Source organism: Hydrogenimonas urashimensis (assembly GCF_016593255.1).
GTDB classification, from domain to species: Bacteria; Campylobacterota; Campylobacteria; order Campylobacterales; family Hydrogenimonadaceae; genus Hydrogenimonas; species Hydrogenimonas urashimensis.
The window spans coordinates 787602-812882 of record NZ_AP023212.1; the positions used below are offsets into that span (position 1 = coordinate 787602).

Annotated in this window: 29 protein-coding genes; 6 read left to right on the forward strand and 23 right to left on the reverse strand. The window is 52.2% G+C overall.

Annotated elements, in window-relative coordinates:
* Position 1: 1 nt before the first annotated feature.
* From JMG82_RS03880 to JMG82_RS03975, 20 genes are all read right to left on the reverse strand, one after another.
* The gene (locus tag JMG82_RS03880; protein ID WP_201353624.1) at positions 2 to 766 is read right to left on the reverse strand and encodes a TonB C-terminal domain-containing protein; all 765 of its coding nucleotides are present in this window, start codon (positions 764 to 766) and stop codon (positions 2 to 4) included.
* The gene (locus JMG82_RS03885) at positions 759 to 1151 is read right to left on the reverse strand and encodes a biopolymer transporter ExbD (protein WP_201353625.1); all 393 of its coding nucleotides are present in this window, start codon (positions 1149 to 1151) and stop codon (positions 759 to 761) included. Before JMG82_RS03885 ends, JMG82_RS03880 begins: the two co-directional genes overlap by 8 nt.
* Positions 1152 to 1155: 4 nt before the next feature.
* The gene (locus JMG82_RS03890; RefSeq protein ID WP_201353626.1) at positions 1156 to 1731 is read right to left on the reverse strand and encodes a MotA/TolQ/ExbB proton channel family protein; all 576 of its coding nucleotides are present in this window, start codon (positions 1729 to 1731) and stop codon (positions 1156 to 1158) included.
* Positions 1732 to 1734: 3 nt separating this feature from the next.
* Positions 1735 to 2127: an ATP synthase F1 subunit epsilon gene (atpC, locus tag JMG82_RS03895; protein ID WP_201353627.1), complete on the reverse strand. Its 393-nt coding sequence runs from the start codon at positions 2125 to 2127 to the stop codon at positions 1735 to 1737.
* Positions 2128 to 2176: 49 nt separating this feature from the next.
* Positions 2177 to 3583, reverse strand: coding sequence for a F0F1 ATP synthase subunit beta (gene atpD, locus JMG82_RS03900; protein WP_201353628.1), 1407 nt, complete (start codon positions 3581 to 3583; stop codon positions 2177 to 2179).
* A 14-nt stretch (positions 3584 to 3597) separates the two neighbouring features.
* Complete coding sequence (gene atpG / locus JMG82_RS03905) at positions 3598 to 4482, reverse strand: ATP synthase F1 subunit gamma (RefSeq protein ID WP_201353629.1); 885 nt, start codon at positions 4480 to 4482, stop codon at positions 3598 to 3600.
* A gap of 15 nt (positions 4483 to 4497) precedes the next feature.
* Complete coding sequence (gene atpA / locus JMG82_RS03910; RefSeq protein ID WP_201353630.1) at positions 4498 to 6009, reverse strand: F0F1 ATP synthase subunit alpha; 1512 nt, start codon at positions 6007 to 6009, stop codon at positions 4498 to 4500.
* A gap of 21 nt (positions 6010 to 6030) precedes the next feature.
* Positions 6031 to 6564 (reverse strand): F0F1 ATP synthase subunit delta, encoded by a 534-nt coding sequence (locus JMG82_RS03915; RefSeq protein ID WP_201353631.1) that lies wholly within the window; start codon positions 6562 to 6564, stop codon positions 6031 to 6033.
* The gene (locus JMG82_RS03920) at positions 6565 to 7086 is read right to left on the reverse strand and encodes a F0F1 ATP synthase subunit B (RefSeq protein ID WP_201353632.1); all 522 of its coding nucleotides are present in this window, start codon (positions 7084 to 7086) and stop codon (positions 6565 to 6567) included.
* Positions 7087 to 7096: 10 nt separating this feature from the next.
* Positions 7097 to 7519, reverse strand: a complete 423-nt coding sequence (locus tag JMG82_RS03925) for a F0F1 ATP synthase subunit B family protein (RefSeq protein ID WP_201353633.1) — start codon at positions 7517 to 7519, stop codon at positions 7097 to 7099.
* Positions 7520 to 7646: 127 nt separating this feature from the next.
* Positions 7647 to 8522: a ParB/RepB/Spo0J family partition protein gene (locus JMG82_RS03930; RefSeq protein ID WP_201354187.1), complete on the reverse strand. Its 876-nt coding sequence runs from the start codon at positions 8520 to 8522 to the stop codon at positions 7647 to 7649.
* A gap of 8 nt (positions 8523 to 8530) precedes the next feature.
* Positions 8531 to 9316 carry a ParA family protein gene (locus JMG82_RS03935; RefSeq protein ID WP_201353634.1) on the reverse strand — a complete coding sequence of 262 codons (786 nt, stop codon included), beginning with the start codon at positions 9314 to 9316 and terminating at the stop codon, positions 8531 to 8533.
* Positions 9313 to 9948 carry a biotin--[acetyl-CoA-carboxylase] ligase gene (locus JMG82_RS03940; RefSeq protein ID WP_201353635.1) on the reverse strand — a complete coding sequence of 212 codons (636 nt, stop codon included), beginning with the start codon at positions 9946 to 9948 and terminating at the stop codon, positions 9313 to 9315. The genes JMG82_RS03935 and JMG82_RS03940 overlap by 4 nt, the downstream gene beginning before the upstream one ends.
* Positions 9929 to 10861, reverse strand: a complete 933-nt coding sequence (fmt, locus tag JMG82_RS03945) for a methionyl-tRNA formyltransferase (RefSeq protein ID WP_269089354.1) — start codon at positions 10859 to 10861, stop codon at positions 9929 to 9931. Before fmt ends, JMG82_RS03940 begins: the two co-directional genes overlap by 20 nt.
* A gap of 6 nt (positions 10862 to 10867) precedes the next feature.
* On the reverse strand, positions 10868 to 11059 hold the full coding sequence (locus tag JMG82_RS03950) for a hypothetical protein (protein WP_201353636.1): 192 nt from the start codon (positions 11057 to 11059) through the stop codon (positions 10868 to 10870).
* A gap of 45 nt (positions 11060 to 11104) precedes the next feature.
* On the reverse strand, positions 11105 to 13477 hold the full coding sequence (locus tag JMG82_RS03955; RefSeq protein ID WP_201353637.1) for a multiheme c-type cytochrome: 2373 nt from the start codon (positions 13475 to 13477) through the stop codon (positions 11105 to 11107).
* Positions 13478 to 13646: 169 nt separating this feature from the next.
* Positions 13647 to 14042 (reverse strand): CBS domain-containing protein, encoded by a 396-nt coding sequence (locus tag JMG82_RS03960; RefSeq protein ID WP_201353638.1) that lies wholly within the window; start codon positions 14040 to 14042, stop codon positions 13647 to 13649.
* Between the two features lie 28 nt (positions 14043 to 14070).
* Positions 14071 to 14421 carry a transcriptional regulator gene (locus JMG82_RS03965; protein ID WP_201353639.1) on the reverse strand — a complete coding sequence of 117 codons (351 nt, stop codon included), beginning with the start codon at positions 14419 to 14421 and terminating at the stop codon, positions 14071 to 14073.
* On the reverse strand, positions 14418 to 15929 hold the full coding sequence (locus JMG82_RS03970; protein WP_236579181.1) for a DUF1538 domain-containing protein: 1512 nt from the start codon (positions 15927 to 15929) through the stop codon (positions 14418 to 14420). Before JMG82_RS03970 ends, JMG82_RS03965 begins: the two co-directional genes overlap by 4 nt.
* Before the next feature lie 28 nt (positions 15930 to 15957).
* Positions 15958 to 16320: a NifU family protein gene (locus tag JMG82_RS03975; protein ID WP_236579182.1), complete on the reverse strand. Its 363-nt coding sequence runs from the start codon at positions 16318 to 16320 to the stop codon at positions 15958 to 15960.
* Positions 16321 to 16596: 276 nt separating this feature from the next.
* Between JMG82_RS03975 and JMG82_RS03980 the strand changes: the two genes are divergently transcribed.
* Positions 16597 to 17499 carry a DMT family transporter gene (locus tag JMG82_RS03980; protein ID WP_236579183.1) on the forward strand — a complete coding sequence of 301 codons (903 nt, stop codon included), beginning with the start codon at positions 16597 to 16599 and terminating at the stop codon, positions 17497 to 17499.
* A 5-nt stretch (positions 17500 to 17504) separates the two neighbouring features.
* Here the strand turns inward: JMG82_RS03980 and JMG82_RS03985 are convergent, their stop codons facing one another.
* Positions 17505 to 17996 (reverse strand): hypothetical protein, encoded by a 492-nt coding sequence (locus JMG82_RS03985; protein ID WP_201353640.1) that lies wholly within the window; start codon positions 17994 to 17996, stop codon positions 17505 to 17507.
* A 76-nt stretch (positions 17997 to 18072) separates the two neighbouring features.
* Complete coding sequence (locus tag JMG82_RS03990) at positions 18073 to 18300, reverse strand: hypothetical protein (RefSeq protein ID WP_236579184.1); 228 nt, start codon at positions 18298 to 18300, stop codon at positions 18073 to 18075.
* A gap of 182 nt (positions 18301 to 18482) precedes the next feature.
* Between JMG82_RS03990 and sfsA the strand changes: the two genes are divergently transcribed.
* The 3 genes from sfsA to JMG82_RS04005 all read left to right on the forward strand — a co-directional run bounded on the left by sfsA (position 18483) and on the right by JMG82_RS04005 (position 22280).
* On the forward strand, positions 18483 to 19202 hold the full coding sequence (sfsA, locus tag JMG82_RS03995) for a DNA/RNA nuclease SfsA (protein ID WP_201353641.1): 720 nt from the start codon (positions 18483 to 18485) through the stop codon (positions 19200 to 19202).
* Between the two features lie 163 nt (positions 19203 to 19365).
* Positions 19366 to 21831 carry an Lcl domain-containing protein gene (locus JMG82_RS04000; protein ID WP_201353642.1) on the forward strand — a complete coding sequence of 822 codons (2466 nt, stop codon included), beginning with the start codon at positions 19366 to 19368 and terminating at the stop codon, positions 21829 to 21831.
* A gap of 2 nt (positions 21832 to 21833) precedes the next feature.
* Positions 21834 to 22280: an Lcl C-terminal domain-containing protein gene (locus JMG82_RS04005; RefSeq protein ID WP_201353643.1), complete on the forward strand. Its 447-nt coding sequence runs from the start codon at positions 21834 to 21836 to the stop codon at positions 22278 to 22280.
* A gap of 136 nt (positions 22281 to 22416) precedes the next feature.
* On the opposite strand, the gene JMG82_RS04010 is transcribed toward JMG82_RS04005, so the two are convergent.
* Positions 22417 to 23154, reverse strand: coding sequence for a YebC/PmpR family DNA-binding transcriptional regulator (locus JMG82_RS04010; RefSeq protein ID WP_201353644.1), 738 nt, complete (start codon positions 23152 to 23154; stop codon positions 22417 to 22419).
* Positions 23155 to 23524: 370 nt separating this feature from the next.
* Between JMG82_RS04010 and JMG82_RS04015 the strand changes: the two genes are divergently transcribed.
* A complete protein-coding gene (locus tag JMG82_RS04015; RefSeq protein WP_201353645.1) occupies positions 23525 to 23872 on the forward strand; it encodes a hypothetical protein in 348 nt (115 codons plus the stop codon).
* 103 nt (positions 23873 to 23975) lie between these two features.
* Positions 23976 to 25214: a hypothetical protein gene (locus JMG82_RS04020; RefSeq protein WP_201353646.1), complete on the forward strand. Its 1239-nt coding sequence runs from the start codon at positions 23976 to 23978 to the stop codon at positions 25212 to 25214.
* Positions 25215 to 25281: the final 67 nt, after the last annotated feature.

Here is a 25281-nt window from a genome sequence, read left to right on the forward strand (position 1 = left end):
CCTACTCCTTCGCTTTGAATTCCACATCGATCACGAGTCGTTTGTTCCGTTTGTGGGACGGGAATCTCTTCTGTTTGAGTTGTTCGAGGTATTCTATCAGGCTCTGATTGAAACCTTGATTATCCGACGGGTATAGCAGCGTATAGTCAAACTTGCCGTCAGGTTCGATGAGCAGCCGTACCGTCGCGGCCGATCCGGCATAGATCGCTTCGGGCTGCCAGGAGCCGTAGAGGATTTCGTAGAGTTTGGACATGTAGGCGTCCACCTCGCCCTGCCCGGAAGCCTTGGAGGTCATCCGGATCGAAGGTTTGCTCAGATTGATATCCCTGATCAGCTGCTGCGCCTTTTTCTGTTCCCGTTTCTCTTCTTTGGAGGCGGCCTTGTATTTGATTTTCGGGGCATTAGCCAGACGTGCCGCCCGCGTCTGTTCCGTGGGCTCTTTGATCTTTACCCCTTTAAACAGGGATGCGATCGCTTTGGGCTTCGGTTTGGCCGGGTGCTTGGCCGTCGCCGAACTCTTTTTCGCGACGGCGGGAATTTCGGATTTTTGCTTCTCTTTCTGCTCCTTTTTTGCCACCGGTTTCGGTTTCGTCCTGACAGGAAGCGCCTGTGTCAGGGATATTTCGATCGACTGGGTCGATTTGGGAACGTACCGCTTCGAGCGCTTGTAGTCGTTGAAGAAAAGGATCAACAGAAGAATCAGAAGCAGATAGAAGAGGAATGCGGCGACACCGCCCGTGAAGAAAAAGAGGCCCTTTTTATCCATTCGTCACCAGTGAGACTTTCGAAAACCCCGCTTCCTTCACCGTTTTGAGCAGATACATCACATCCCTGTAAGGCAGGCGTTCGTCTGCCCGTATGTAGACAGGAATCGACTTGTCAAGCGATTGCGTTTTGAGCAGAAAACGGTCGGGGAATGAGATTTTGTCGTACTTCTCTTTCTGAAAATGGATCACGCGGTTTTTGTCCATGCTTATTTCGATCGATTTGATCTTCTGCAGGGTACGGGTTTTCGATCCCTGCGGGAGAGTGATGTTCTCCTCGTAGATGATCGTGGGTGCCGTAACCATCAGAATGGCCATCAATACCAGCATGATATCGACAAGCGGCGTGATGTTCAGGTCGGGTTTCTCATCCCATTCGTATCGCATGGTCCTATGTGTCTCTTTTCTGAGCCAGCAGCATGTCGATCTGCATCGCGATGAGTGTCGTCAGATCGTAGGCTTTTCGCTTGAGCAGTAGATGGAAACTGTAGGCGAATACGGCAACGAAAATGCCGGCGGCCGTGGCGACGAGTGCCTCGCTGATGGCAGGCGCCACGACGCTAAGAGTCGCACTCTTTTGTGTACCCAGACCCGCGAATGCCTCGAGGATGGAGATGACGGTGCCAAAAAGCCCTATAAACGGCGACGTGCTCGCAATCATGGAGAGGAGCGTCAGGCCTTTCGTCGCCTCCTTGGTCGCGGCATATTCGCACATTTCGAGCATTCTCGCATTGACGGCGGGAGAGCGTTTGAGACAACTTTTCAGAACCGATTGGTGCGTGACTGTCGTCGCGCCCATGTGCATCTGTTCCATCGAATCTTTCTCTTTCGAGAGCCAGCGGGAAAGTGTGAGATAACGGTAGACGTAGGTCCAGATGGTCAGGAAAAGATAGAAGGAGAGCAGGCCCAGCACCGCAATGGTGATGGAGCTGCTTCGGTCGATATAACCGACGATGATGTCGATCATGGGTTAAAATCTTGTTTTGGCGGCGGTTTCTACTTTTGCCTCGACATTGGCGATGGCGAAGTCGGAGTTGCTGGCTCTCTTGATAAGCTCTTTCGCCTCTTTGATCGCTTTGGCCATGTCGCTCTCCGTTTCGCCGATGATCGGAACGGCCCCTTCGACGACGACGAGTGTCTTGTTCTCGTCGACTTTGACGTAGCCGGAGTCGATGACGATGGAATCGACGGTTCCATCCTCTTTTTCGATCTCGATGATACCCGCTTCAAGAAGGGAAACGAGAGAGGCGTGTTCGGGAAGAACGCCGAACTCCCCTTCCGCTCCCGGGAAAGTGGCAGATTTCACATTGCCGCTGAAAATCTGCCCATGCGGTGTCACGATTTCAAGTTTCATTGTATCCATGGTTATCCTTTAGGTCAGGATATGAACTCTCTTGACAGGGTGCTCCCCGTCAAGAGGCTTTGGCTTTGAGCTTTTCAGCTTTTTCGATCGCTTCGTCGATGTTTCCGACCATGTAGAATGCCGCTTCGGGCAGGTCGTCGTATTCGCCTTCGAGCAGACCTTTGAAGCCTTTGATCGTCTCTTCGAGCGTAACGTATTTTCCCGGTGAACCGGTGAAGACTTCCGCGACGAAGAATGGCTGCGAGAGGAAGCGTTCGATCTTACGGGCACGCTCGACGGTCTTTTTGTCCTCTTCGGAGAGTTCGTCCATACCGAGAATCGCGATTATGTCCTGCAGGTCTTTGTACTTCTGAAGAACCGACTGCACGCCGCGAGCAACCCGGTAATGTTCCTCCCCGATGATTACAGGATCGAGCATGCGGCTGGTTGAATCGAGCGGGTCGACTGCCGGGTAGATCCCTTTTTCTGCGATTTTCCGGTTCAGAACCGTCGTTGCGTCGAGGTGGGCGAAAACCGATGCCGGCGCCGGGTCTGTCAGGTCGTCCGCGGGGACGTAGACAGCCTGGACAGAAGTGATCGAACCTTTGGTTGTCGACGTAATACGCTCCTGCAGCTGTCCCATCTCGCGCGCGAGTGTGGGCTGGTAACCGACGGCCGAAGGAATCCGTCCCAAAAGCGCAGACATTTCGGAACCTGCCTGGGCGTATCGGAAGATGTTGTCGATGAACATCAGAACGTCAAGGCCCATCTCGTCACGGAAATATTCCGCCATCGTAAGACCTGTCAGTGCGATACGGTTACGTGCTCCCGGGGGCTCGTTCATCTGACCGTAGCAGAGGGCGACTTTGTCCAGAACGTTGGACTCTTTCATCTCGTTGTAGAGGTCATTACCCTCACGTGTACGTTCGCCGACACCTGCGAAAACGGAGTATCCGCTGTGTTTGAAGGCGACGTTGTGGATCAGTTCCATGATGATGACGGTCTTGCCGACGCCCGCACCACCGAAGAGTCCGACTTTGCCCCCTTTCGCGTAGGGTGCCAGAAGGTCGACGACTTTGATGCCCGTTTCGAAGATCTCCTGTTTGGTGCTTTGATCCTCGAACGCGGGCGGATTGCGGTGAATGCTCCACGTCGTTTTCGCTTTGAGCTCCTCGCCTTCGTCGATCGTTTCGCCGATGACGTTGAAGATACGTCCGAGGACCTCTTCACCCACCGGTACCTTGATCGCGTCGCCGGTCGCCTTGACATCCATGCCGCGAACGAGACCTTCACTCATATCCATCGCGATCGTTCGGACGCGGTTGTCTCCGATGTGGCTCGCCACTTCGAGCACGAGACGCTTTTTTTCTCCCTCAAGTTCGTAATTGACTTCGAGTGCTTCGTTGATCGCCGGCAGATAGTCTTCGAAATCGACATCGACAACCGGCCCGATGACCTGAACAATTTTACCTGTCATTCCTTCTCCTTCTTTTATTTCAGTGCTTCCATACCGCTGATGATTTCGATCAGTTCGGTAGTAATAGATTCTTGTCGCGCCTTGTTGTAGGCGATCGTGAGTTCATTGACGCGCTCGGAGGCGTTCTTCGTCGCGTTGTCCATCGCCTGCATGCGCGCGCTGTGCTCCGCGGCGAGTGAGTCAAGCAGTCCGTAGTACATACTGTATTCGGTATATTTGCGAAGCAGTGTGTTGAGCAATTCTTCCTGCTCTTCCGGCTCGTACTCGATGCTCGATTTCAATTCCCTCGGCTCGACCGTCGAGATGTCGATCGGCATGAGTTGAATGACACGCTGCTCCTGGGTCAGCATGTTTTTGAAGCCGTTGTAGACCAGGATGACACGATCGGTCACCCCGCTCGCGAAATCCATCAGCGACTGGTCCATGAACTCGGCCGCCCGCTTGTAGTCGGGCGAGGCGCTCAGGCCGATCACTTCATCGGTCATTTCGATGCCGTTGTATTTCAAAAAATCGATCGCTTTGCGTCCGATGACGCGGAGTCTTACCGCAACTTTTTTTTCTCTGTACTCTTTGAGAAGTTTCAGTGTCGTTTTCAGCGTGCTGATGTTGAAACCGCCGCACAGGCCCTTGTCCGCGGTGACGCAGATGATATCGACCGTCCTGACGGGCAGATCGATTTGGACGAATCGGCTGCTGCTGCCGCCGACCTTGCTCTGATTGATTTCATAGGCGATCTCACTGACGAGTTCGTCGAGTTTCTGCGCGTAGATACGGGAGCGCTTCGCGAGCTCTTCGGCTCTTTTCAGTTTCGCCTGTGAAACAAGCTTCATCGCACGTGTCGTTTTTTGGGTGCCCTTGACACTGTTGATCTGAAGCTTAATCTCTTTCAAATTTGCCATTGGTGATCCTTGTGATTAGGCGCTGAACGAATTTTTGAATTCTTCCAGTGCTTTCTTCATCAACTCTTCGACCTCTTCGTCGATTTTTTTCTTCTCGCGGATCTGCTCGAAGACTTCCGGGAAGTTGGCTTCCACGAAGGGATAGAGTTCCGCTTCGAATTTCGTGACCGCATTGACCGGAATATCATCGAGATAACCGTTCGCGCCCGCATAGATGATCATAATCTGTTTCTCGACCGGCAGCGGGCTGTAGGGAGGCTGTTTCAGTACCTCGACCATCCGTGCACCGCGTTCGAGCTGAGCGCGTGTCGCATCGTCAAGGTCGCTTGCGAACTGGGCGAACGCCTCGAGTTCACGATACTGTGCAAGGTCAAGCCGCAGTGTACCGGACACCTGCTTCATTCCCTTGATCTGGGCCGCACCCCCGACGCGGGATACCGAGATGCCTACGTTGATCGCCGGGCGGATACCGCTGTTGAAAAGGTTCGTTTCGAGGAAGATCTGGCCGTCCGTGATCGAGATGACGTTGGTCGGAATATAGGCCGAAACGTCACCCGCCTGCGTTTCGATGATGGGAAGGGCTGTCAGCGAACCGGCACCCAGCTCGTCACTCAGTTTGGCCGCACGCTCGAGAAGACGTGAATGGAGATAGAATACGTCACCGGGGAACGCTTCGCGTCCCGGAGGTCGGCGGAGAATCAGCGACATTTCACGGTAAGCGACGGCGTGCTTGCTCAGGTCGTCGTAGATGATCAGCGCATGCTGTCCGTTGTCCCGGAAATATTCACCCATCGTGACGCCGGCGTAAGGGGCAAGGAACTGGAGTGCGGCCGATTCGGACGCACCGGCGTTGACGACGATCGTGTAGTCCATCGCGCCGTGCTCTTCCAGTTTCCTCACGATAGAGGCGACTGTCGACTGCTTCTGTCCGATGGCGACATAGATACAGACGACATCCTGTCCCTTCTGGCTGATGATGGAGTCGATGGCGACAGTGGTCTTACCGGTCTGGCGGTCACCGATGATCAGTTCCCGCTGTCCCCGTCCGATCGGAACCAGAGCGTCGATCGCCTTGATACCTGTCTGCAGCGGTTCATGGACAGATTTACGGGCCATGATGCCGGGGGCTTTCTCTTCAACGAAACGATACTCTTTCGCTTCGATCGGTCCCTTGCCGTCGATCGGCTCGCCCAGCGCGTTGACGACACGACCGACGATCTCTTTGCCTACGGGCACTTTGAGAAGCTGTCCGAGCCGTTTGACGCTCATTCCCTCACGAATGTTCAGCCCCTTGCCGAGAATGACGATACCGACGCTCGCCTCCTCGAGGTTGAGGACCATGCCCCGCTCGCCGTCCTCGAATTCGACCATTTCGCCGGCCATCACGTTGTTCAGGCCGAATACCTGCGCAATTCCGTCAGCGACGCTGACCACTTTTCCCGTTTCATCGATATCGACGCTCAACTCAAAATTTTCGATACGCTCTTTGATAATCGAGCTGATTTCATCTGCTTGAAGTTTTGACACTACCGATCTCCTTTCTGTGTTTTACAATGCTTTCAAAATGTGGTTGATCATGTCGGAGGCGACCCGCTCTTTTGAGAAACTCGCTTCAAGACCCAGATCCTCGATCATGACCTTGATTCCGTCACGCTCGCTTTTAACCGGATGCAGAACGACCGTCGCATCCACGTATTTGGAGAGAGATTTCTCCAGCTCACCGAGCAGCTTCTTGTCGATCGGCTTTTTGCTTTCTACGACACCTTCGTACTTGTTGCTGCGTCGCTGAAGCTCTTTTTGCAGAAGCGTGACGATCTCGGGAATCAGGCCGAATCGGTTGTGGATGCCGAGTGTTTTGACGAAGTTGACAAGTTTGGCATCGGGCTTCTCTCCCAGAAGAGAGATGATCAACTCTTCGCGCTGCGCCTTCGAGACTTCCGGCGATACGATCACTTCGGCGAATTTCGGATCTTTGAATGCGCCCGCCACGACAGCGAGCGCTTTTTCCGCTGCGGCGATCTTCTTCTCGCCCACTGCTTCGATCAGGGCCTTGACATACTTTTTCGCTACAAGCTGCTCCATTTATGCCACCTTTTTCATGATGAGATTAACAAATTTCTTCTCATCCATGCCGATCGCATCGCCCTTGAAGAGCTCGTCAAGAACCTCCGCGACGGTTTTGCGGACCATCTGCCGTTTCTCGACTTCCATCTTCTCTTCCTGGAGCTTTTCGAGATTGTGGAGTTCGGCACGAAGCTGCTCATCCAGCTTCTTCGCCAGTAGCTTCGCCTCTTTTTTCGCCGACTCGATGATCTCCGCCGCCGTCGCTTCCGCCGCCTCGTATTCGGCCTGTGCATCCTCTTTGGCCTTTTTCGTCGCTTTCAGACGCTTCTGAACCTCTTCAAGCTTCGCCGCTATTTCGGCGCTGCGTCCGGTGAAAAAGTTTTTCACCGGCTCCGCGACAAAATAGTAGATGATACCGGCAAAAATGATGAAGTTGACCAGACGCGGAACGAAATCGGTTTCGTGCTCCGCCGCCTCCCCGCCGGAAGCCAGAACCACCGCAGGAAGAAAAAATGCAGCCATCCATAACAGTTTACGCACATTTTCTCCTTTATATTTGGCTGAATTTCGCTTTCAAAGACTCTTTGAAAAGCGGCATTTGCGAAAGAAGCTCGCTCTTGAGCTGTTCTTCCTCTTTTTTGAGTTCTTCCAGAAAATCCTGGTACGACTTCTCAAGCTCCTCTTTTTTCGCCTCGAGTTTGCTCATGGCAAGAAGCTTGGACTCCTCGATCGTCTTGGATCTCAACGCCGCGGCTTCGTTTTTCGCCTGCGCGATCACCGCTTCCGTTTTCGCCTTCAGCTCCTCGATCTCGGAACTGTTGGAACTCACGTTTTCGAGATCTTTGCGAATGCTCTTGTCGCGCTCGTCCATAAAGGCAAGCAGCGGCTGGTAGAGCCAGCTGTTCAGCAGCGTCAACAGGACAAGAAAGACGACGGCCACCAGAAGCATCAGGGATAAATGTATATCCAGCATGCACACGCTCCTTTCTAAAAATTGGGCAATGTTATCATATTTATCCAAAATTCTAAATTAAGGATATTCTAAAACGCTTGGCTCACACAAGCGCTTTCGACTCTCCTCAAGCCCGATATTCAGGAGTTCATCGCATGAAACTGGCGAGAAACTTCTCGACCTCCTCTTCACTTTCCAATCGGATTTCTATTTTCGACTGTTTGATATTGATACGAAAAGGAACATGTTCCATGAGACGTTCCCGGTAGGGAGCCAGATCGAAGTCGGTGCCGCTTTTCGTCTTTTTCTTCGCTTTTCCCTCGGAAGGTTTCATCTCGTTGACGAGCTGTTCCGTTTCTCTCACACTCAACTTCTGTCCGACGATCGTGTCGCAGAGGATGCGCTGATCCTTTTCGTCCAGGCCCACCAGGACTTTGGCGTGCCCCTGGGTAATCATCGAAGCGGAAAGTTTGTCGATGACGTAGTCGCTCAGCTGAAGAAGCCTGAGCGTATTGGTAATCTGGCTGCGGCTTTTGTGGATGATTTTGGAAAGCTCTTCTTGCGTAATCCCGTATTCGTCGATCAGCTCTTTGTAGGATCGTGCCAGTTCAACGGGATTGAGAGCCTCGCGCTGGATATTTTCGATCAGCGCCAGTTCACGGAATTTCGAGCGGTCGATATCGGCGACGATTGCCCGGATAGTCTCCAGTCCCGCCAGTCTGCTGGCACGTACCCGGCGTTCTCCCGCGATCAGCACATATTCGCCATCTTGTTCGATGACGACCACAGGCTGAAGCAGGCCGTGCTGCCTGATCGATTCGGAAAGTTCTCTTATCGCTTCTTCGTCGAAATGGGTCCGGGGCTGATAGGGATTGGGAACGATCTCATCCAGCGGGACGTCGATCACCCGTTCGCGGATGTCGCTCCCACCGCTTTGAAATTCGTTTTCGTACGCTTCGGCCACTTCCCCGAGAATGGCACCAAGGCCTCGTCCCAGAGATTTGCTCTTGCCTTTTTTCCCCATCATGCCGCCTAGCTTGCCAGAATCGCCTGCGCAAGATGCTGATAAGCCTGCGATCCTGTCGATTTCACATCGTAGAGTATGACCGGTTTGCCGAAACTTGGGCTCTCCGCGAGTTTGACGTTTCGGGGAATGACGATGAATTCGTCGTCAACCGATTTGAAGAGTTTGCTTTTGAAATGCTGTGTCAGATCGGCAAAAACCTGTTTGGAGAGGTTGTTCTGCCCGCTGTACATCGTGGGGAGGAACCCTTTGATCTTCAACTTCGGATTGATTGTCTTCTTGATCAGGCGAATCGTATTCAGAAGCTGCGCAAGCCCTTCCAGGGCGAAAAATTCGCATTGGATCGGGATAATCACCGAGTGGGCGGCACTCAGGGCGTTGATCGTGATGGGTCCGAGCGCCGGAGGCGAATCGATGATGATGTAGTCGTAGGATTTTTTGACCTCGTCGATCTTCCGCTTGAGCACAAGTTCGCGCCCCTTGCGCGTTTCGCTGTCGTAAAACTCTTTTTCCACCCCGACAAGCCCGATATTGGAGGGAACCAGATGCAATGTCGGCAGTGTCGTTTTCAAAATGGTGTCACTGATCTTTTTCGCCCCGATCAGCACATGGTAGATGTTGTATTCGTAATCGTTACGATGAAATCCCAGGCTCGTCGTCGCATTCGCCTGAGGATCCGCATCGATCAACAGAACCTTCTTTTCCGCCACGGCGAGCGACGCCGCGAGATTGACCGCCGTCGTCGTCTTGCCCACTCCACCTTTTTGGTTGGCTATCGTAATAATTTCACTCATCGCAGACTCACTACCCTTCTTTTTCCTATTATCAACGATCCGTCGTTCTGGAGGACGGCCTCCCTCAAATCCAACGTTTCCCGGCCGAAATGTGTATGAAAGTTTTTGCTGTTCTCGAATTCTAATCTAAAGTTGCTAAAAATATGCTTCCATGACGGCGTTTTTTTCAAATTTTCCAGATAGGCTTCCAGAAGTTCATGAGCGGAGATTTTTATGTCCAAAACCCCGAATTCATGGGGTCCGTCGACGATATTGACCCCTATACCCGCCACCACGGTTTTCCCTTTTTTCGCCGTGATGCAACCCCCTATTTTCCGGCTTTGGATATACAAATCGTTGGGCCATTTCACCCAGGTTTCCGATCCCATGTTTTTCAGTGTTTTTTTCATGATGCAGGCGAAGTAGATGGAAGCGGCTGCCAGTGGAAGATCCCGGGGAAGTGCATTTTCCGGCAGCGCGACAGAAGAGAAAAAATTTCCAGGTGAACCGATCCAGCTGTTTTCACGGCTTCCGACACCGTCTGTCTGCATCTGTGCGATCACGGCGCAGGGAGGTTCGACTCTCCCCTCTGAAATTTTTCCTATCAGCCACTTCTGGGTCGAAGGAAGGGTATCAAAGGAGTAGATCCGCAATCTTCAACCTTTTTCCCCGCAGGTAGCTGAGTGCATCCATCGGCTTTTTCGAAGGGGGCTGCACGGTTTTGATCCTGACCGCACCTTCGCCGCACGCGACGATGACGCCATCTTTTTCCAGCGAGAGGATACGGCCGGGCTCCCCCTCGCCGATGGCGGGTTCGATCTCAAGAAGTTTCAGGCCGTTTTCGAGATAGATGCCGGGCCACCCCTCATAGGCACGGAACCGGTTGTAGAGCTCATCCGCCGCTATCGCGAACGTGACGCGGCCATCATGCCGGGTAATCTTTCTGCAGTAGGTGGCATCGGCATCGCACTGCGGCAGGGGTTCGATGGCATCGTAGGCTTTTATGACCATCGGTGTCAGGTCGGCCGCTTCTGTCGCCAGCTTTTCGAAAAGTTCGTTCTTTCTCGTCTGCGGCGTAACCGAAACGACCCGCCAGGCGAGTATCGGTCCGCTGTCAAGCCCCTCTTCCATCAGCATGGCCGTGACACCCGTCACGGCGTCGCCGTGAAGCAGCGCCTCCTGAATGGGGCTGGCACCCCGGTATTTCGGCAGCAGCGAGGCGTGGAGGTTGATGCAGGGTGCGATTTTAAGAATCGCCCGGGGCAGCAACTGCCCGTAGGCCGCCACCACGATGAAATCGGGGCTTTGTGCCGCAATCTCTTCGGCGATCCCCTCCTCTTTCAGCGAAAGGGGCTGGCATACCGGAATGTTGGCAGCCTCCGCCGTCACCTTCACAGGCGGTGGAGTCATCGTTTTTTTTCGTCCCACGGGCCTGTCGGGCTGGGTATAGACCCCCACAAGCTCCATACCGCTCTCTTTTATCAGACGTTGTAGGATCTTTTGGGCATATTCCGGTGTTCCCATAAAAAGAATGCGTTTTTTTTCGTTCCCGGCCTCTTTGTTCACAATCCTCTACCCCGCATTCTCGGTTTTCTGCTCCCGGTCCCCGATTTTTTTCGTCCCTTCCGCCTGCATCATCCGCTCAAAAACCGTGGCCTCCTCTTCGGCTCTTTTGCGCCTCATCCGCTCTTGCTCCGCTCTTTTTTCCGCTTCGCTCATCTCTTTTTTGATCGTTTTGAGTTTTTCGAAAACCGTCTCGTCCATCTTCATTCCCTTTTTCGGCTTCGCGAATCGTCTGAAAGTGACATTTTACCTTCGTATCCGGCGTCTGTAAAGATACCATAGAAGCAAAAGTCCCGCCACACCGCCGAGAATCTGCGCCCAGGCACCTATTTTGATATTCTTGTTCAAAATTTCGTTGTGCGTTTTTCTGTCGATCTTTACGCCGGCGACCTCGGCGACATGATGCATCAGCGAAACGGCGAGGTCGCCGCCCGGCACCGTTTGGTGACACGCCAGGCAGGCCCCTCTGCGGTCGAGCTTCGCCCGTTGCAGGTTGCTGAGCGGTCCCGCCAGGTTCCAGTGGTTGTCCACCGTCTGCAGCGGCGTGCCGTTTTCGTCGACGAAGCGGCTCCAGTCGGTGTTGAAATTTTCGATTTTCGGCTTCTGGACCGTGTAGCGCGTGGGGATCACCTTTCCGTCGGCGGTTTTGAGATCGACGATGAAATCTTCGCCCATATCGCCCCACACTTTGCCCCCTTCGATGCCGTACCCCATGGCCGCCGGGTTGCCGTGGCAGCTTTCGCAGCTTCTGGCCTCTTTTTGCACCGTATGCGAATGGGTCGCCGCCATGACGACGCCGGGGAGTTTGCGCCCGCTTTCGGGGTGCTTGTAGTCGGGCATCATGAAGACATGGTTTTTCAACACCGCTTTGCCATCCTTGCCGATGACCGTCAGCACCACCTGGCATCCCGGCATGGCGGGTGAGACGCGCCCTTCGCCGTTTTGTACCAACGGCGGGTTCTCCCAACGCAGGTAGCTGCGGGTCTCGGTCACTTTGCCAGGAATCAGGTGCTCTCTGAGCGTGCCTCGGCGCATGGCGTCGGTGCCGTGGATATCACGGTCGTGGGCGGCGGCGAGCCAGTCGACACCTTTTTTGCCGCCGCTGTAGTCGACTTTGACATGGCATCCGTAACATTGCGGCGCCCAGCTGTCGTGGCAGGCGTAGCACTCCATCCGGTCGTTGTGTTTGGCGATCGTATCCATCGCCGTCAACCCCGCTTTGGAGAGTTTGCCCTCCTCTTTCAGTTTTTTGAGGGGTTTGAGGCGCAACTTTTTGCCGCTGGCCAGATAGACCAGGACCTCATCCCCGGTTTTGACGACATTCTTGTAGGGATTGCCCCGGGCGCTCAAGAGATAGCCCTCTTTCTTCTCGAAAGTGGTCCCTTTTTTCAGGTACGCCGCCAGAGTCTGTGAAACCCCTCTGGGTTTTCCTTTGGCCGCAAAGGTGTCGAACTCGTCGCCGTATCCCAGCGGCAGCTCCCACGGATATCTTTTCGTCGTTCCGTGGCAATCCTGGCACTCGATCTCCACCGGTCCCAGCGTCGCCCCAGCGAGGAAGCCGTCGCCGTGCAGGTCTCGGGTCGTGTGGCAATCCTGGCAGAGCATCCCCTTTTTCATATGGACATCGGCTTTGAGATGGAGGTAGTGTTTCGTATGGAGTTTTGGCTGCCCCTCCCCTTTCTCGTCGAATCCGGGTTTGTAGGCCGTCTCCATCAGCCCTTCGTAACTCACGCCGATCCGCTTGCCGCGATTGTGGCACGTCGAGCAGGTCTCCACCGGAACTCCCGTATAGCTCACGCCATGCACCGTCACTTTGGCGTTGACGGAGCTTTGTATCCGGTGTACCAGCATGTGGCCTGGTTCTTCTTTCGGAATCGTCGGGTCGTTTCCTTCGTAGAAGCCGTCGTTGCTGTAGGGAATGTGGCAGCTCGAGCACCCCATTCCCCGGTAATCGCCCCGTTTCTGGCGCCCTTTGGAGCCGGTGTGGCATCGCAGGCACTCCTGTCGCAGGTAGGTAAAAGCGGCCAGTTTCGGGTTTCTCTCGACCTCCTCGGGAGTGGGTGCGGGTGGCAGCTCTTTCATCTTCGCCGGGAAGACCTGGGGGTTCAGGTCATGAAGTTTTTCCATATATTTCCGATAGGTTTCGGTACCCAGCCGTTCGTGGGGATCGGGGTTTTTCGTCGCGTAGTTGCCCACATCGTGGCGGTACCCCTCCAGGCCGCCGAAACTGTAGAGTGTGCCGTGAATCTTGCCCTGCTCCGTCATCATCAGGGAGTTCATCTGGGCTGCCACCTGCTCTTTGTGGCACATGCCGCAGGTGTGCCGGTTGACCCAAGGGCTGCCCGGATCGGGATAGAAGGCTTTGGGCCCTTCGTAGGCCTGAAGTTTGCGTGGTGCACCCCGATGGGCGCCCTCTTTGCTCGACGCTTCGGGATCGCCGCCGTGGCAGACGACACAGGTATTGTCGCCGACACCGGCCTCTTTGGCCTTTTGGGCGATCGCTTTGGCCATCTTCGTGTGGGGTTCGCGGATATCTTCGATTCCCCGATGGCACCGAAGGCAGCTGTTCGCTTCCGATACGGCGAGCAGAAGAGAAAGAGTGAGGAAAAATCGCACCATGGCGGCTCCTGGTCAATGCGGTAGGCAAAATTTTTGGGAAGCGGATCGCGAAAGGTGACCGCGAACGGTTCCGTCAGCCATCATTATAACAAATTTTTATCATCAACAGCTCTTGACGGCTACGGTTCAGGGTAAGTTCGGCACTCTTTGGTTTCGTGCCGTCTGCGGGTCATCTTGCCATCTCCTCCAGGACGACACCGATGATGTCCGTCATCGTGAGAATGCCGTAAATTTCGTTGTCATCGATGACGAGCAGACGTTTGATGCTGTTTTTGACCATCATCCGAGCCGCATACCTGATATCGAGTTTCCTGGAGACGGAGATCGATGGGGAAGACATGATGTCATAGACGTTGAGCAGGTCGATATCGCCGTCTTCGGCGACAATGGATGTCAGTATGTTTTTGAACGTGACCAGGCCGTAGGCGCCGTGTTCGCCGTTTTTGTCGACAATCACCGCTTTGACTTTGTGTTTTTCCATCAGATTGAGCGCTTCTCTCACAGGCGCCATCTGCGATACGGTCACCAGCTTCTCTTTGGGGGTCATGATATTCTCTACCAGCATGTTGGCCTCCTTGGTGTTTTTGAATCTCTCAAAGCAGATTTTTTATTTCGCGTTCGAATTTCTGCAACTCCTCCATATTGATGCCCACGACATGATCGAGCGCCATCGTATACACAAGGCTCACATTGTCGTCGCGCTCCATCTGCAGACCCTTCGCCAGAGCCTTGAGGACCCTGCGGGATATACGGCGCGGAAGGATGAAGTGCAGAATCGTCACATTCTCTTCGAGTGTCAATCCGAAAAAGATCTTCTTCTCCTTCAATCCGAGCGTCCGGGCATGGATGATCGTCACCGCGCCGGCACCGGCCCCTTTGGCGATATCGATAGCCTCCTCTTCCCTCTCCTCTGGCACTACGGCCACCAATGCGACAAATTTCATCCCTCTCTCTCCTTTTTGGCTAGATAATCGGCATAGATGCCATACCCCATCACCGTCATCATCGGAAAAAGCGAAGCGAAAGCGATCAGGCCGAAACCGTCGACCAGAGGGTTGCGCCCTTCGATATTTTCGGCGAGACCAAGCCCAAGAGCCGCCACCAGCGGTACCGTCACGGTCGAGGTGGTCACCCCGCCGCTGTCGTAGGCGATGGGAATGATATAGCGGGGGGCGAAATGGGTCAAGACGATGACGATAAGATATCCGACGATGATGTAGTAGTGCAGCGGACCGCCCGTCACGATGCGGTAGGCTCCCAGAGCGATGCCCACGGCAACCCCCAAAGCCACCGCCACACGCAAAACCGTGTCGTTGATGCGACCTTCGCTCACCTCTTCGGCCTTGATGGCGATGGCCAGAAGGGAGGGCTCGGCCATCGTCGTCGAAAAACCAATAAGAAAACCGAAAAGATAGATGAGCAGATCGTTTTTCATGGCCGTCAGTTGAAAAGCGATGGTCTCGCCGATCGGAAAGAGTCCCATCTCCAGCCCCAGAATGAAAGCGTAAAGCCCCAGTATCACCAGAACGATTCCTACGGCGATTCTTTGCAAACGGGGCACCTTTTTGCGTATGACGCCGTATTGGAAAAAGAAGATGACAGCCAGAATCGGTGCCACATCCTTCACTACCGCGAGCAGATCCCAGAAGACTTCACTCCACTCAAACACCGTACGGGCCTCCACCGTGCCACGCACCGCCTCCTCCATCGCCACCAGACTCTCGTGGGCACCCTGTGGAAAGAGGGCATAGACGGCGATGCCGTAGATCTGGACAAAGATCATCGGCGTCAAGGAAGCGAAAGCGATAAGTCCAAAGCCGTCGACAACGGGGTTTCGGCCTTTGATGGAGCCCGCGAGTCCGATGCCCAGAGCCGCCACCAGCGGCACCGTCACGGTCGAGGTGGTCACCCCGCCGCTGTCGTAGGCGAGGCCCACGATCTCCTCGGGCGCGAAAAACGTGATCAGCACAACCAGTATATAGCCGGCGATGATGTAGTATTGGATCGGATGGCCCGTAAGGATGCGCAAAACCCCCAGGGCAATGGCAAATCCCACCGACGATGCGACAGTCATGCGTAGAAAGAAGGCATCGATCTTTCCGGCGCTGATGGAGGCGGCTTTCTCGGCGATGGCGATAAGCGCCGGTTCGGCCACCGTCGTCGAGAAACCGATAGCAAAAGCGAAGAGCATGAGCCAGAAGAAGGAGCCTTTCCTCGCGAAATCGGTGGCCAGGTTTTCTCCGATTGGGAAGATGCCCAGTTCCAGTCCGCGAATGAAAAGAGCGAGCCCTACTGCCACGATGAAGAGTCCCGCCGCGATGGAGACGAGATTCTCGGGCATCGCGCGGACGACGGCAATCTGGAAAAAGGCGACGACGGCGACGATCGGCACGAGATCTTTGAAGGCGTTTTTCAGATCTTCCCAAAATATGCGTGCCGATTCGCTTATCATCCGCCCTGTTCCTCGCGCTGAAAAATCGTCAGAAAAGCTTTTTTATCTTTTTCATGACTCTTTTGCCGGGAGTATCGCTCTTTTCATCCTCTTGTTGCGGGGCATCTTCCCGATAGAGATTGTCCGGAAGGTTGGATTCTTGTCCCGGCTCCACGTTTATCACCTCGAGATTGGGATGAATCAGCTCCCTGAGTCGCTTTTCCACGACCATCTTCGTCGTCATCAGACTCATGGAGCAGCCGTGGCACGTTCCGGTAAGCTGTATGTAGACACGGCCGTCCGCGACACCGAGCACTTTGATCCCTCCGCCGTGGGACTGAACATATTCGTTGACCGTTGGCAGATGGTGCATCACCGCCGTGTAGATGTCTTCATCCGAAAAAGGCATCATGGTGCCCCCTTCCATTTTTTTGCACCAATAGTAGCCAATCGAAGATTATAAAGAATGAAAATTCCCGATCTAACCCTAATATAAGACAGCCCATCAGAAAACCACTCTGCTTCCGCCCCTTTGCGTTCATCAAATCTGCCGGATTTCGCTGCCTGTGTAATACCTTCTGGGCCATCTTTGCACAAACCCGCGTGGCAAGTTGGCCGTTTCATCCAAGAATTTGTCTCTTTGAGGCTGATATAATACCCTCCCGATTTTTAGAGCAGGTCTGTTTTCATGAGAGAAACCATCCGATCCATTCACGCCATCGATGCCGGTATTCTTTTCATGCTGGCCAGTGCACTCATCTCCGCCATGAACGGAGCCGTGGCGAAAATGCTGGGGGATGAGATGAGTGCCATGGAGATTGTCTTTTTCCGAAATCTCATCGGCATGTTCATTATTCTTGCGACCCTGCGCCACACCCCCGCAACACTGCCGGGCGGGAAGCTTTTGCTGCTGCTTCTGCGGGGGTTTTTCGGATTTGCAGCGATGATTCTCTTTTTCTATACCATTACCACCATCCCACTCGCGGAAGCCATTACTCTTAACAAAACATCGCCGCTGTTTGTTGCCATCCTCGCCTTTTTCCTGATGGGCGAACGCCTCAACCGATACGCCCTATTGGCGCTTTTCATCGGCTTTTTGGGTGTCGCTTTTATCACCAAACCCCTGGGACTTGCCATCGGATACGAACATTTCCTGGGATTGCTGGGCGGTTTTTTCGCCGCGTGTGCCTACGCCACCATCAAAACGATACGCCGCATCTACGACGCACGGGTCATCGTTCTCTCTTTCGTGGGCATGGGCACCTTTGTGCCGCTGCTGCTATTTTTGCTGGCGCCCCACGTCGAAGTTCCCGACCCGCTCGCTTTTCTTTTCCCTCATTTTAGCTTTCCCGTCTCTCTTCATACCTGGACTCTCATCGCTTTCATGGCTCTTGTCTCCACCCTCTCGCAGTGGCTGCTGACAAAAGCCTACAGCCTGGGGAGAGCAGGCATCGTCGGAGTCGTCAGCTATACCAACATCCCGTTCGCCGTGGGATTCGGCTGGATGCTGGGCGACCCATTCCCGGATATCTGGGTATGGACGGGCATCGGCTTGATCATCCTGGCGGGCACCCTTTTGAAAAAGAGTTGAAAAGGTTACCGCACCCTGCCAGCCAAACGGCTACCGAGCTTCGCCATCGTTTTGGAAAGCTTCGCAATCGATGCACCCTGCCGCTTTGTCAGCTCTTGCGCCCGCTCCTCCAGCAGCATCTCCTCTTCCACCAGTCTCTCCTCTTTGAGCACGATCTTTTCATACCGTTTCTGCAGTTTCGCATACGCTTTGTCCAGTGCGCGAAGCTCTTTCATCAGACGCTCGTACTCTTTTTCGAACATCTCCACCTGGCGCTCGGTTTTTGCTTTGAAAATCTCTTTTTTCACCCGTGCAATCTTATTGAGCTTTTTGTGGATTTTGCGTTCGGTTTTGCGCATTTTGGAGGTAATATCAATAACCCTCTCTTCCAGTTTCGATATTTTGTCGTGCGATTTTCGTATCAGCGTATCGATCGAGTCGATCTCACCTTCCGTCTCCTTCAGCACGTCGAGCAGGTCCCGAATCGCTTTTTGCGTCGCTTTGAGCTCTTTTATCATTACAACTCCTTTTTTCGCTCATTGTAACGAACTTTTGCCCCAGGCACTGCTACATGGGTATCAAAACCCTAGGGTTTTAGATATCGACGCCGTCCCAGAACTCCTCGTAGCTGAGATTGGTCTGGGCGTTTTCGTCGACCATACTCTTTTCGAGCATCTTCTTCCGTTTCTCATGGAAGTAGTGTTCAAGAGCCTCTTCCACCAGTGCCTCCGGCGGACGCTTTTCGATCTCGGCAAAAGCCAGCAACTCCTCCGCCGTCACTTTTTTTAGACGCAGCGGCAGTATAGTTTTCATCTGTTTCATGCGAATTTTTCCTTTCATTCATCGTCGAACCGGATATATCTGACTTTTGCTGTTTTGGCCGCCGTGCGACCGCTTTTGCAAAAAGCCCCAACCGTAGTTTTAGGCTATCACAGGGATTCGGTCGACTCTATGCCGTGATTCATGGTACTATTATCGCCAAAAAGCGCAAAAAAGGTCAAAATATGCTGCAAGAGGGTGATTCGCTCTTCGATCTCGCTTCCCTGGGGCCAACTGTTGAAGGAACCTTTCTGGAGCGACCCAACCGCTTCGTGGCCATCGCCGAGGTGAAAGGAGAAAAAAGACGGGTCCATGTAGCCGATACGGGACGCCTCGAAGAGATACTCACCCCGGCAAGGGCGCTGCTGCTTCTGAAAAACCGCGAAGGCATGAGCACCGACTACACGCTTCTGGCCGCCCGAATGGAAGAGGGATGGGTCCTCATCAACACCCGTCTGCACGCACCCATCGCCAAAAAAGCGATCGAGCGCGGGGTACTCGGATTCGTGCCCAAACGATTACGAAGCGAGGTTCGTTTCGGGCATAGCCGTTTCGACTATCGCGCAGACGATGCGTTCGTGGAGCTCAAAGGGTGTTCGCTGGTGCAACAGAACGAATGCCGATTCCCCAATGCTCCCACAATCCGCGGTGTCCGACACCTGCTAGAACTGCTGCAGGCCAAAGAGCAGGGATTTAGAGCCTTTATTCTCATTATGGCTCTGCGTCCTTGCGACTGTTTTCGCGCGCATCCCCGACGGGATGAAAATTTTCGCCGCACCTTCTACACGGTTTTGAAAAAAGGAGTCCAATACAAGGGATTTCACATCAGAATCGTAAATGACACCGTGGTCTATGCCGGAGTGCTGAAACTCTGCCAGGACAAAAAAGCCGTGTCCGACAACTGATGCGGGCAATCGTCATTGTGCCACTGAAAATCAGGTTTGTTAATCAACGTACAATTTATCGCCTTTTCAACCTCCTTTCAATACAATTTGTATCCAAATTTACATTTTCACGATAATGCCGATATTATCGGAGAAATACATTATAATGAAAGGAAGGTGTTCAATGCGTTTTAGTTGGTTAAAAATCATGTTCGCCACATTGGCGGTGGCATTTACAGTCGGCTGCGGAGGCGGAGGCGGTGGAGGTGGCGGAAGCAATCCCACCCCAACACCTACATTGGAATTCAGCATGTCAGGAGACGTGACTGTTCAGGAAAAAACAACCGATGTTGCGACTTTCGAAGTAAAAAATGCATCAGGCGATGTAACATACTCGATAGACGGTGGAGCCGATGCGGCCAAATTCAAAATCAGCGGCAATATACTCTCATTTGTAACGGCCCCCGATTATGGAAATCCGGACGATGCCAATCATGACAGAATCTACGAGGTTGTTATTAAAGCAGAAGATGCGGCAAAGCATTCGGATACACTGACAATGCACGTGGAAGTCACCAATGCCACTCTTTATTTTACGACAAAAAGTGACATCACCGTCGAGGAAAACACCAGTGCCGTAACCACCCTTTCTGTTACGAATGAATCAGGTGGTGTGACCTATTCAATCAGCGGAGGGGCGGACCAGGACAAATTTCAGCTTCAGGGCAGTGCACTCTCATTTACCATCCAGCCCGATTATGAACATCCCTCCGATGCAGACAAAGACGGTATTTACGAAGTGGCAATTCAGGCAAAAGATGCGGTTGAAAGTGCCATAAAGGTACTGAAAATTACGGTCGTCAATGTCGGAAGTGCAAATCTTGAATTTACGACAAACAATGAAGTTTCCGTCAAAGAAAAGAGTACAAGTGTTGCGACACTCGCTGTGGCAAATGCGGCAGGTACAGTAACTTTTTCCATTACCGATGGCAGTGACAAAGATAAATTTGTCATCACATCCGGCAACGAATTGAAATTCAAAAATGCACCTCTTTACATCCCGGATGCTTCAAATGTTTATCATGTCACCGTTACAGCCATTGACGGCATCGACAGTGTTGATCTGGCGATAAATGTTTCCGTCGTTCCTTTGCCCATTACGTTTACGAATGAACAGAATGTCACAGTACCCGAACTGACTCAGGAAGTTCAGACACTGAGTGTGGACAATGCACACGGACGGGTGGAGTTCTTTATCGACAGTGGAGCGGACAAAGACAAATTTACAATCAGCAAAAACAAGCTGATTTTCGTTACTGCGCCCGATTATGACAATCCAGATGATTCCAACGGCGACCGAATCTATGTTGTCGTCGTCAAAGCGAAGGATGATGCGGGGGTTTCAACAACGCAGAAAAAATATATCACCATCACATCCTTGGGACATCCCCAATTTGTTTCCGAAGCAAACATCAGCGTTCCCGAATATACAACCAATGTGACCACAGTGAAACTCAACAGCAAATATGATGTAACCTCACTGATACTGAGCGGAGACGATGCGGGCTTTTTTGATTTCAATGCATCGTCAAACAATCTTAGTGCCGTTCTTACCTTCAAAGTCGCACCGAAATTCGATGATCCCCAGGACAAAGATCATAACAACATTTACGAGATTACAATCAATGCAACGGATGCAAACGGAAAAAATGCTTCTTTGCCGATGCAAATTACAGTCACGGATGTGAAAGGAGAAGATGTCAATATTGCATCTGCCGTATATGACGACAATTTGACGGATACAATGGATGATGACACACTCACTCTCTATTTCTCTGCTGAAATAGATGCCAACAGTATACCTGCTGATCTCAAAACAGCGTTCGAAGGTATCGATTTTATCGGGTCGCCAACCGACCACTCCTACATCGAGGGCTGGCCCTATAAACTGATCATTCATCTTGACAGCACGGCCAGCAGACCGGACGAAAACACTACCATTGCGATCAAAAATGAAGTGCTGAAACTTGCGGACGGCACTACACTAATAGAAGCGAGCCCCGCCAAACAGATCGAATTTGCATTGCCTATCTACAAAACGGGACAGACAAAAAGCTACGATGAGAATGGCACTGAAATCAATCCTCCGAATTCTTCTTTGAAAGATGATGCCTATTATGCGGTTATTGAGCATCTTGGAAAAGAAAATATATTGGAAAGAAATGATACACAGAATGTTGTCATTGACAAATTAAACAAACTCATGTGGCAGGATGATACGGAAGCAAACAGTACCGTAAAAGTGTGGATCACAAAAGATAATTTTGACAATCACAATTATTTTGCCAAAGAAGATGGTGACACCGCATTCAATTACTGCCAACAGCTTGACCTTGACGGATTTACCGATTGGAGGCTTCCAACTATTAAAGAATTGAATACGATTATCGTTAAAGGACAAAATCCGGCATACAGCAGCACATTTAGATATGTCGCTGATGATTGGTACTGGTCCGATACGCCATGCGATGAATGTGACAATTATGCCTGGGCGGCACAACTCTATGAAGGTACCATTAGAGCAGTTGGAAATACAAAATCTCGACATTTCCATGTGCGATGTGTACGTGATTATAGTGAGGGAGAATGATTATGATGAAAAAAAGTGTACTAATATTGGCATCATTGTTTTTATTTGCCAATGCGGAATATCTCAGAAATGAAAGTCAGGGTGTGGTACTTGACACCAGAACCAATCTCATGTGGCAGGATGACGCATTAGTAGGAGGAAAAACATGGAAGGAAGCTATCGATTATTGTGAAAATCTCGACTTGGCGGGATACACAGACTGGAGGCTTCCGAATTTCAACGAATATGACAGTCTCATCGATACAGAGCGTAACAATCCGGCGTTGAGTCCGGTTTTTGAAAATGTCGCGACCGATGTATACGACAAATACTGGACATCTACAACCTACATGGATGAGAACAAAACCAAAGCGTGGACGCTTCAAACGCGCAACGGGTGGAATTATCAGTCGGAAAAGTCTGAAAACGACGGAAGTCTATTCATCCGCTGCGTCCGCGGAAAAAATTGATTTATCCTCCTCTTTCCCTCTGCGGGAAAGAGGGGGCGGGCTTGCTCACTCTCAATCTCTATTTTTCTTCAATCTTCAAAGCGATTCATACTAGTCAGGTCTCTTCTCGCACGGATGGCATTAAGCGAATCTGTGCTTACGCCAGATTCGTATAGACTGCCTGTACATCCTCGTCATCTTCGAGTTTTTCGATAAGAGTGGCCACTTCGTCCATCTGCTCGTCGCTCAACGCCAGCGGAACGTTGGGTACCCGTTGCAGCGAGGCTTTGGTGACCTCTATGCCCCGCTCCTCCAGGGCTTTGGCCAGTTCGCCGAAAGAGGTATATTCACCGAAAACCCGGACGATCGCCTTGTCTTCTCCGTTTTCCTGGGGAATTTTGTCCTCTTCCAGCTCTTCAAGACCGTAATCGATAAGCTCCAGTTCCAGCTCTTCGAGATCGATAGTTTCACGCCTGTCGAACTCGAAGACCGCTTTGCGGTTGAACATGAAATCGAGCGAGCCGCTTGTTAGCAGTTCGCCGCTGTTGCGAACCAGTACCGCACGGACGTTGGCGACGGTGCGGGTCGGGTTGTCGGTGGCGCACTCGATCACCATAAGCGTCCCGTAGGGTCCCTTCGCTTCGTAGGCGATCTCCTTGATATCGGCCGCATCTTTGCCCTGCGCCCGTTTGATCGCCGCTTCGATATTGTCTTTGGGCATATTCTGGGCTTTGGCATTGAGAATCGCCGTACGCAGTTTCGGGTTCATGTCAGGGTCGGGTCCTCCTTCCCTGGCCGCAATCGTGATGATGCGACCAAGCTTGGGGAAGATGCGTGACATCGCTCCCCATCGTTTCAGTTTCGCCGCTTTGCGGTATTCGAATGCGCGTCCCATACTATTTCCTTCGATAAAAAAGTTTCGGCGAATTATAGCATTGCAGAAAAATTACGCAAATGTTCCTCTCCCATTGCCACTGTCTGCTTTTAACTTACACATTCCACACCTGTTCCTGCAAACTGCTCCTATTGGGTTCTTTCAATTTTTACGCCAAAACTCGTATTTGTGCAAGTCTGAATGCCCTATGGCGACGGGGAAACACTCCGTGTCGAATCTATCACGCAAGAAGCGAAAGAGACGGGATTTTCAGCGAAATTTTCCATGCTGTGAAATAGGATAATTTTTGTCGGATTTATTGATTTATATCAATTGTCATTCGAACTTTTTTAGTATATAATTGCATAAATTGACGAAAAAAGGGGAGCAAATGGAAATTTTACCGTCAGACGCAGAAAAGATCGAAGTGCCCGGTGCCACCGTCGACTTCTACAAATACACGAAAGACGGAATTACGTACTACCAGTTCGATACATCCCGCTGCGGGCCGCCGGAGCCGATGGTCAACGCCATGAGCGGCCTGAAACTTATCGATGGTCCGGATAAGAAGCTCGTGATGATCAACCACAAGAAACCGATGGGCTTGCTGGATAAAATCGGACAGAATTACGATATAAAAGTCGAAACACTCGAAGACGGGCGCGTCAAACTTATCTTCAGCTATCAAGAAGGCGCCAGCGAAAAGGCGAATCTAAACGACGCCGCCTGCCACGGATAACGGTTGCATGAAAAACGGAAAGTGAAAGTGAAATTTTTCACCGATCGCTTTTCGTTGTCATCCGTTTAGCTACAACGTTCATTTTTCACCAAAAAGGGTTTTTATGTTCAATGTATCGCGTGAATTCGCACCGCCTTTTTCACTGATCGCTCCCTTTTTCGTTGCAGGAAGCATCTTCTATCTGCTGGCATCTTCTATGCTGCTTGGCTTCGGCACGGATATTACCCATTACGACATCTCCGTTGTCGCATGGGCACACCTTTTCCTGCTGGGATTCGTGATGATGATCATTTTCGGAGCGATGGCGCAGCTGGTACCGGTGGTGTTGGAAGTGGGGCATTTCAGTGTCGATTTCTACTATCTCATCTGGCCGATACTGGCCCTTGGAACCGTTCTTATGGTCATGGGCTTCCTTTTCATGCCTGGCATGCTGCCCTACGGCGGATTGATGGTACTGGTCTCGATGCTCATTTTCCTGGCCGATACGATCATGACCCTCCGGAAAGTGGAACATGTCTCATTGACGGTCAAAACCGTAGCGGTGACCAACGCCTTTTTGCTGCTGGGCATTCTCGTCGGCTTCGCGATGGCACTGGGTATCGGCACCGGTGTGAATATCGATATCGCCAAATGGCTGAATGCCCATATCGTCCTGGTGCTGGGCGGTTATGTCACCCTTACCATCATGGGCATGAGCCTGATCCTTCTGCCGATGTTCGGCCTCTCCCACGGATTTGACGAAAGTCCGATCCGTCTCGGGTTCAAGATCATGGTGGACGGCGTGCTTTTCTATCTGCTCGCCACCCTGTTCGATTCGGAGGATTTGCGTTTTCTGGCAATGATGACGATGATTGGCGCATTGGGACTCTACCTCTATCAAATCTGGCTCATTTACAAAACCAGGGCTCGAAAAGAGGCCGATGTCTGGTTCAAATCGATGGTGATCGGATACGCTTCACTGGCCATCGCTTTGATTTTGGGCTTCATCGCTCTTGTCGGACACCTGGAGCGCGTCGGACTGGCCGCCGCCTGGTTCCTGATTATGGGGTTTTTTACATTCCTCATCAACGGACACCTCTACAAAATCATCCCTTTCCTGGTCTGGTTCGAGCGTTACAGCCCGCTTGTCGGCAAACAGAAAGTCCCGATGCTGGCCGACATGGTCCCCAAAAAGATGGCGGAATACCAGTTTTGGTTCTCATCCGCCGGCGTCGGCATCGCCGGCCTGGGACTGCTTCTTGGCAGCGATGAGCTCTTCAAAGCGGGTGTCACATTCATTGCAACCGGTGCCATTTTTCTCGTCACCAGCGTAAAATGGATGATGGGATTCGGAAAAAAGTAGTTTCGCCGCCAAGTTTTGACAGGCAAAGGCAGAACGAATGAAACGCGATTTGCAAAAATTTTCACTT

Excerpts from the sequence above, each read along its gene's own strand:
- JMG82_RS03880 (WP_201353624.1), bottom strand. The coding sequence starts at position 766 with ATGGATAAAAAGGGCCTCTTTTTCTTCACGGGCGGTGTCGCCGCATTC.
- JMG82_RS03885 (WP_201353625.1), bottom strand. The coding sequence starts at position 1,151 with ATGCGATACGAATGGGATGAGAAACCCGACCTGAACATCACGCCGCTT.
- JMG82_RS03890 (WP_201353626.1), bottom strand. The coding sequence starts at position 1,731 with ATGATCGACATCATCGTCGGTTATATCGACCGAAGCAGCTCCATCACC.
- atpC (WP_201353627.1), bottom strand. The coding sequence starts at position 2,127 with ATGGATACAATGAAACTTGAAATCGTGACACCGCATGGGCAGATTTTC.
- atpD (WP_201353628.1), bottom strand. The coding sequence starts at position 3,583 with ATGACAGGTAAAATTGTTCAGGTCATCGGGCCGGTTGTCGATGTCGAT.
- atpG (WP_201353629.1), bottom strand. The coding sequence starts at position 4,482 with ATGGCAAATTTGAAAGAGATTAAGCTTCAGATCAACAGTGTCAAGGGC.
- JMG82_RS03915 (WP_201353631.1), bottom strand. The coding sequence starts at position 6,564 with ATGGAGCAGCTTGTAGCGAAAAAGTATGTCAAGGCCCTGATCGAAGCA.
- JMG82_RS03925 (WP_201353633.1), bottom strand. The coding sequence starts at position 7,519 with ATGCTGGATATACATTTATCCCTGATGCTTCTGGTGGCCGTCGTCTTT.
- JMG82_RS03930 (WP_201354187.1), bottom strand. The coding sequence starts at position 8,522 with ATGGGGAAAAAAGGCAAGAGCAAATCTCTGGGACGAGGCCTTGGTGCC.
- JMG82_RS03935 (WP_201353634.1), bottom strand. The coding sequence starts at position 9,316 with ATGAGTGAAATTATTACGATAGCCAACCAAAAAGGTGGAGTGGGCAAG.
- JMG82_RS03950 (WP_201353636.1), bottom strand. The coding sequence starts at position 11,059 with ATGGACGAGACGGTTTTCGAAAAACTCAAAACGATCAAAAAAGAGATG.
- JMG82_RS03955 (WP_201353637.1), bottom strand. The coding sequence starts at position 13,477 with ATGGTGCGATTTTTCCTCACTCTTTCTCTTCTGCTCGCCGTATCGGAA.
- JMG82_RS03960 (WP_201353638.1), bottom strand. The coding sequence starts at position 14,042 with ATGCTGGTAGAGAATATCATGACCCCCAAAGAGAAGCTGGTGACCGTA.
- JMG82_RS03965 (WP_201353639.1), bottom strand. The coding sequence starts at position 14,421 with ATGAAATTTGTCGCATTGGTGGCCGTAGTGCCAGAGGAGAGGGAAGAG.
- JMG82_RS03970 (WP_236579181.1), bottom strand. The coding sequence starts at position 15,929 with ATGATAAGCGAATCGGCACGCATATTTTGGGAAGATCTGAAAAACGCC.
- JMG82_RS03975 (WP_236579182.1), bottom strand. The coding sequence starts at position 16,320 with ATGATGCCTTTTTCGGATGAAGACATCTACACGGCGGTGATGCACCAT.
- JMG82_RS03980 (WP_236579183.1), top strand. The coding sequence starts at position 16,597 with ATGAGAGAAACCATCCGATCCATTCACGCCATCGATGCCGGTATTCTT.
- JMG82_RS03985 (WP_201353640.1), bottom strand. The coding sequence starts at position 17,996 with ATGATAAAAGAGCTCAAAGCGACGCAAAAAGCGATTCGGGACCTGCTC.
- JMG82_RS03990 (WP_236579184.1), bottom strand. The coding sequence starts at position 18,300 with ATGAAACAGATGAAAACTATACTGCCGCTGCGTCTAAAAAAAGTGACG.
- sfsA (WP_201353641.1), top strand. The coding sequence starts at position 18,483 with ATGCTGCAAGAGGGTGATTCGCTCTTCGATCTCGCTTCCCTGGGGCCA.
- JMG82_RS04000 (WP_201353642.1), top strand. The coding sequence starts at position 19,366 with ATGCGTTTTAGTTGGTTAAAAATCATGTTCGCCACATTGGCGGTGGCA.
- JMG82_RS04005 (WP_201353643.1), top strand. The coding sequence starts at position 21,834 with ATGATGAAAAAAAGTGTACTAATATTGGCATCATTGTTTTTATTTGCC.
- JMG82_RS04010 (WP_201353644.1), bottom strand. The coding sequence starts at position 23,154 with ATGGGACGCGCATTCGAATACCGCAAAGCGGCGAAACTGAAACGATGG.
- JMG82_RS04015 (WP_201353645.1), top strand. The coding sequence starts at position 23,525 with ATGGAAATTTTACCGTCAGACGCAGAAAAGATCGAAGTGCCCGGTGCC.
- JMG82_RS04020 (WP_201353646.1), top strand. The coding sequence starts at position 23,976 with ATGTTCAATGTATCGCGTGAATTCGCACCGCCTTTTTCACTGATCGCT.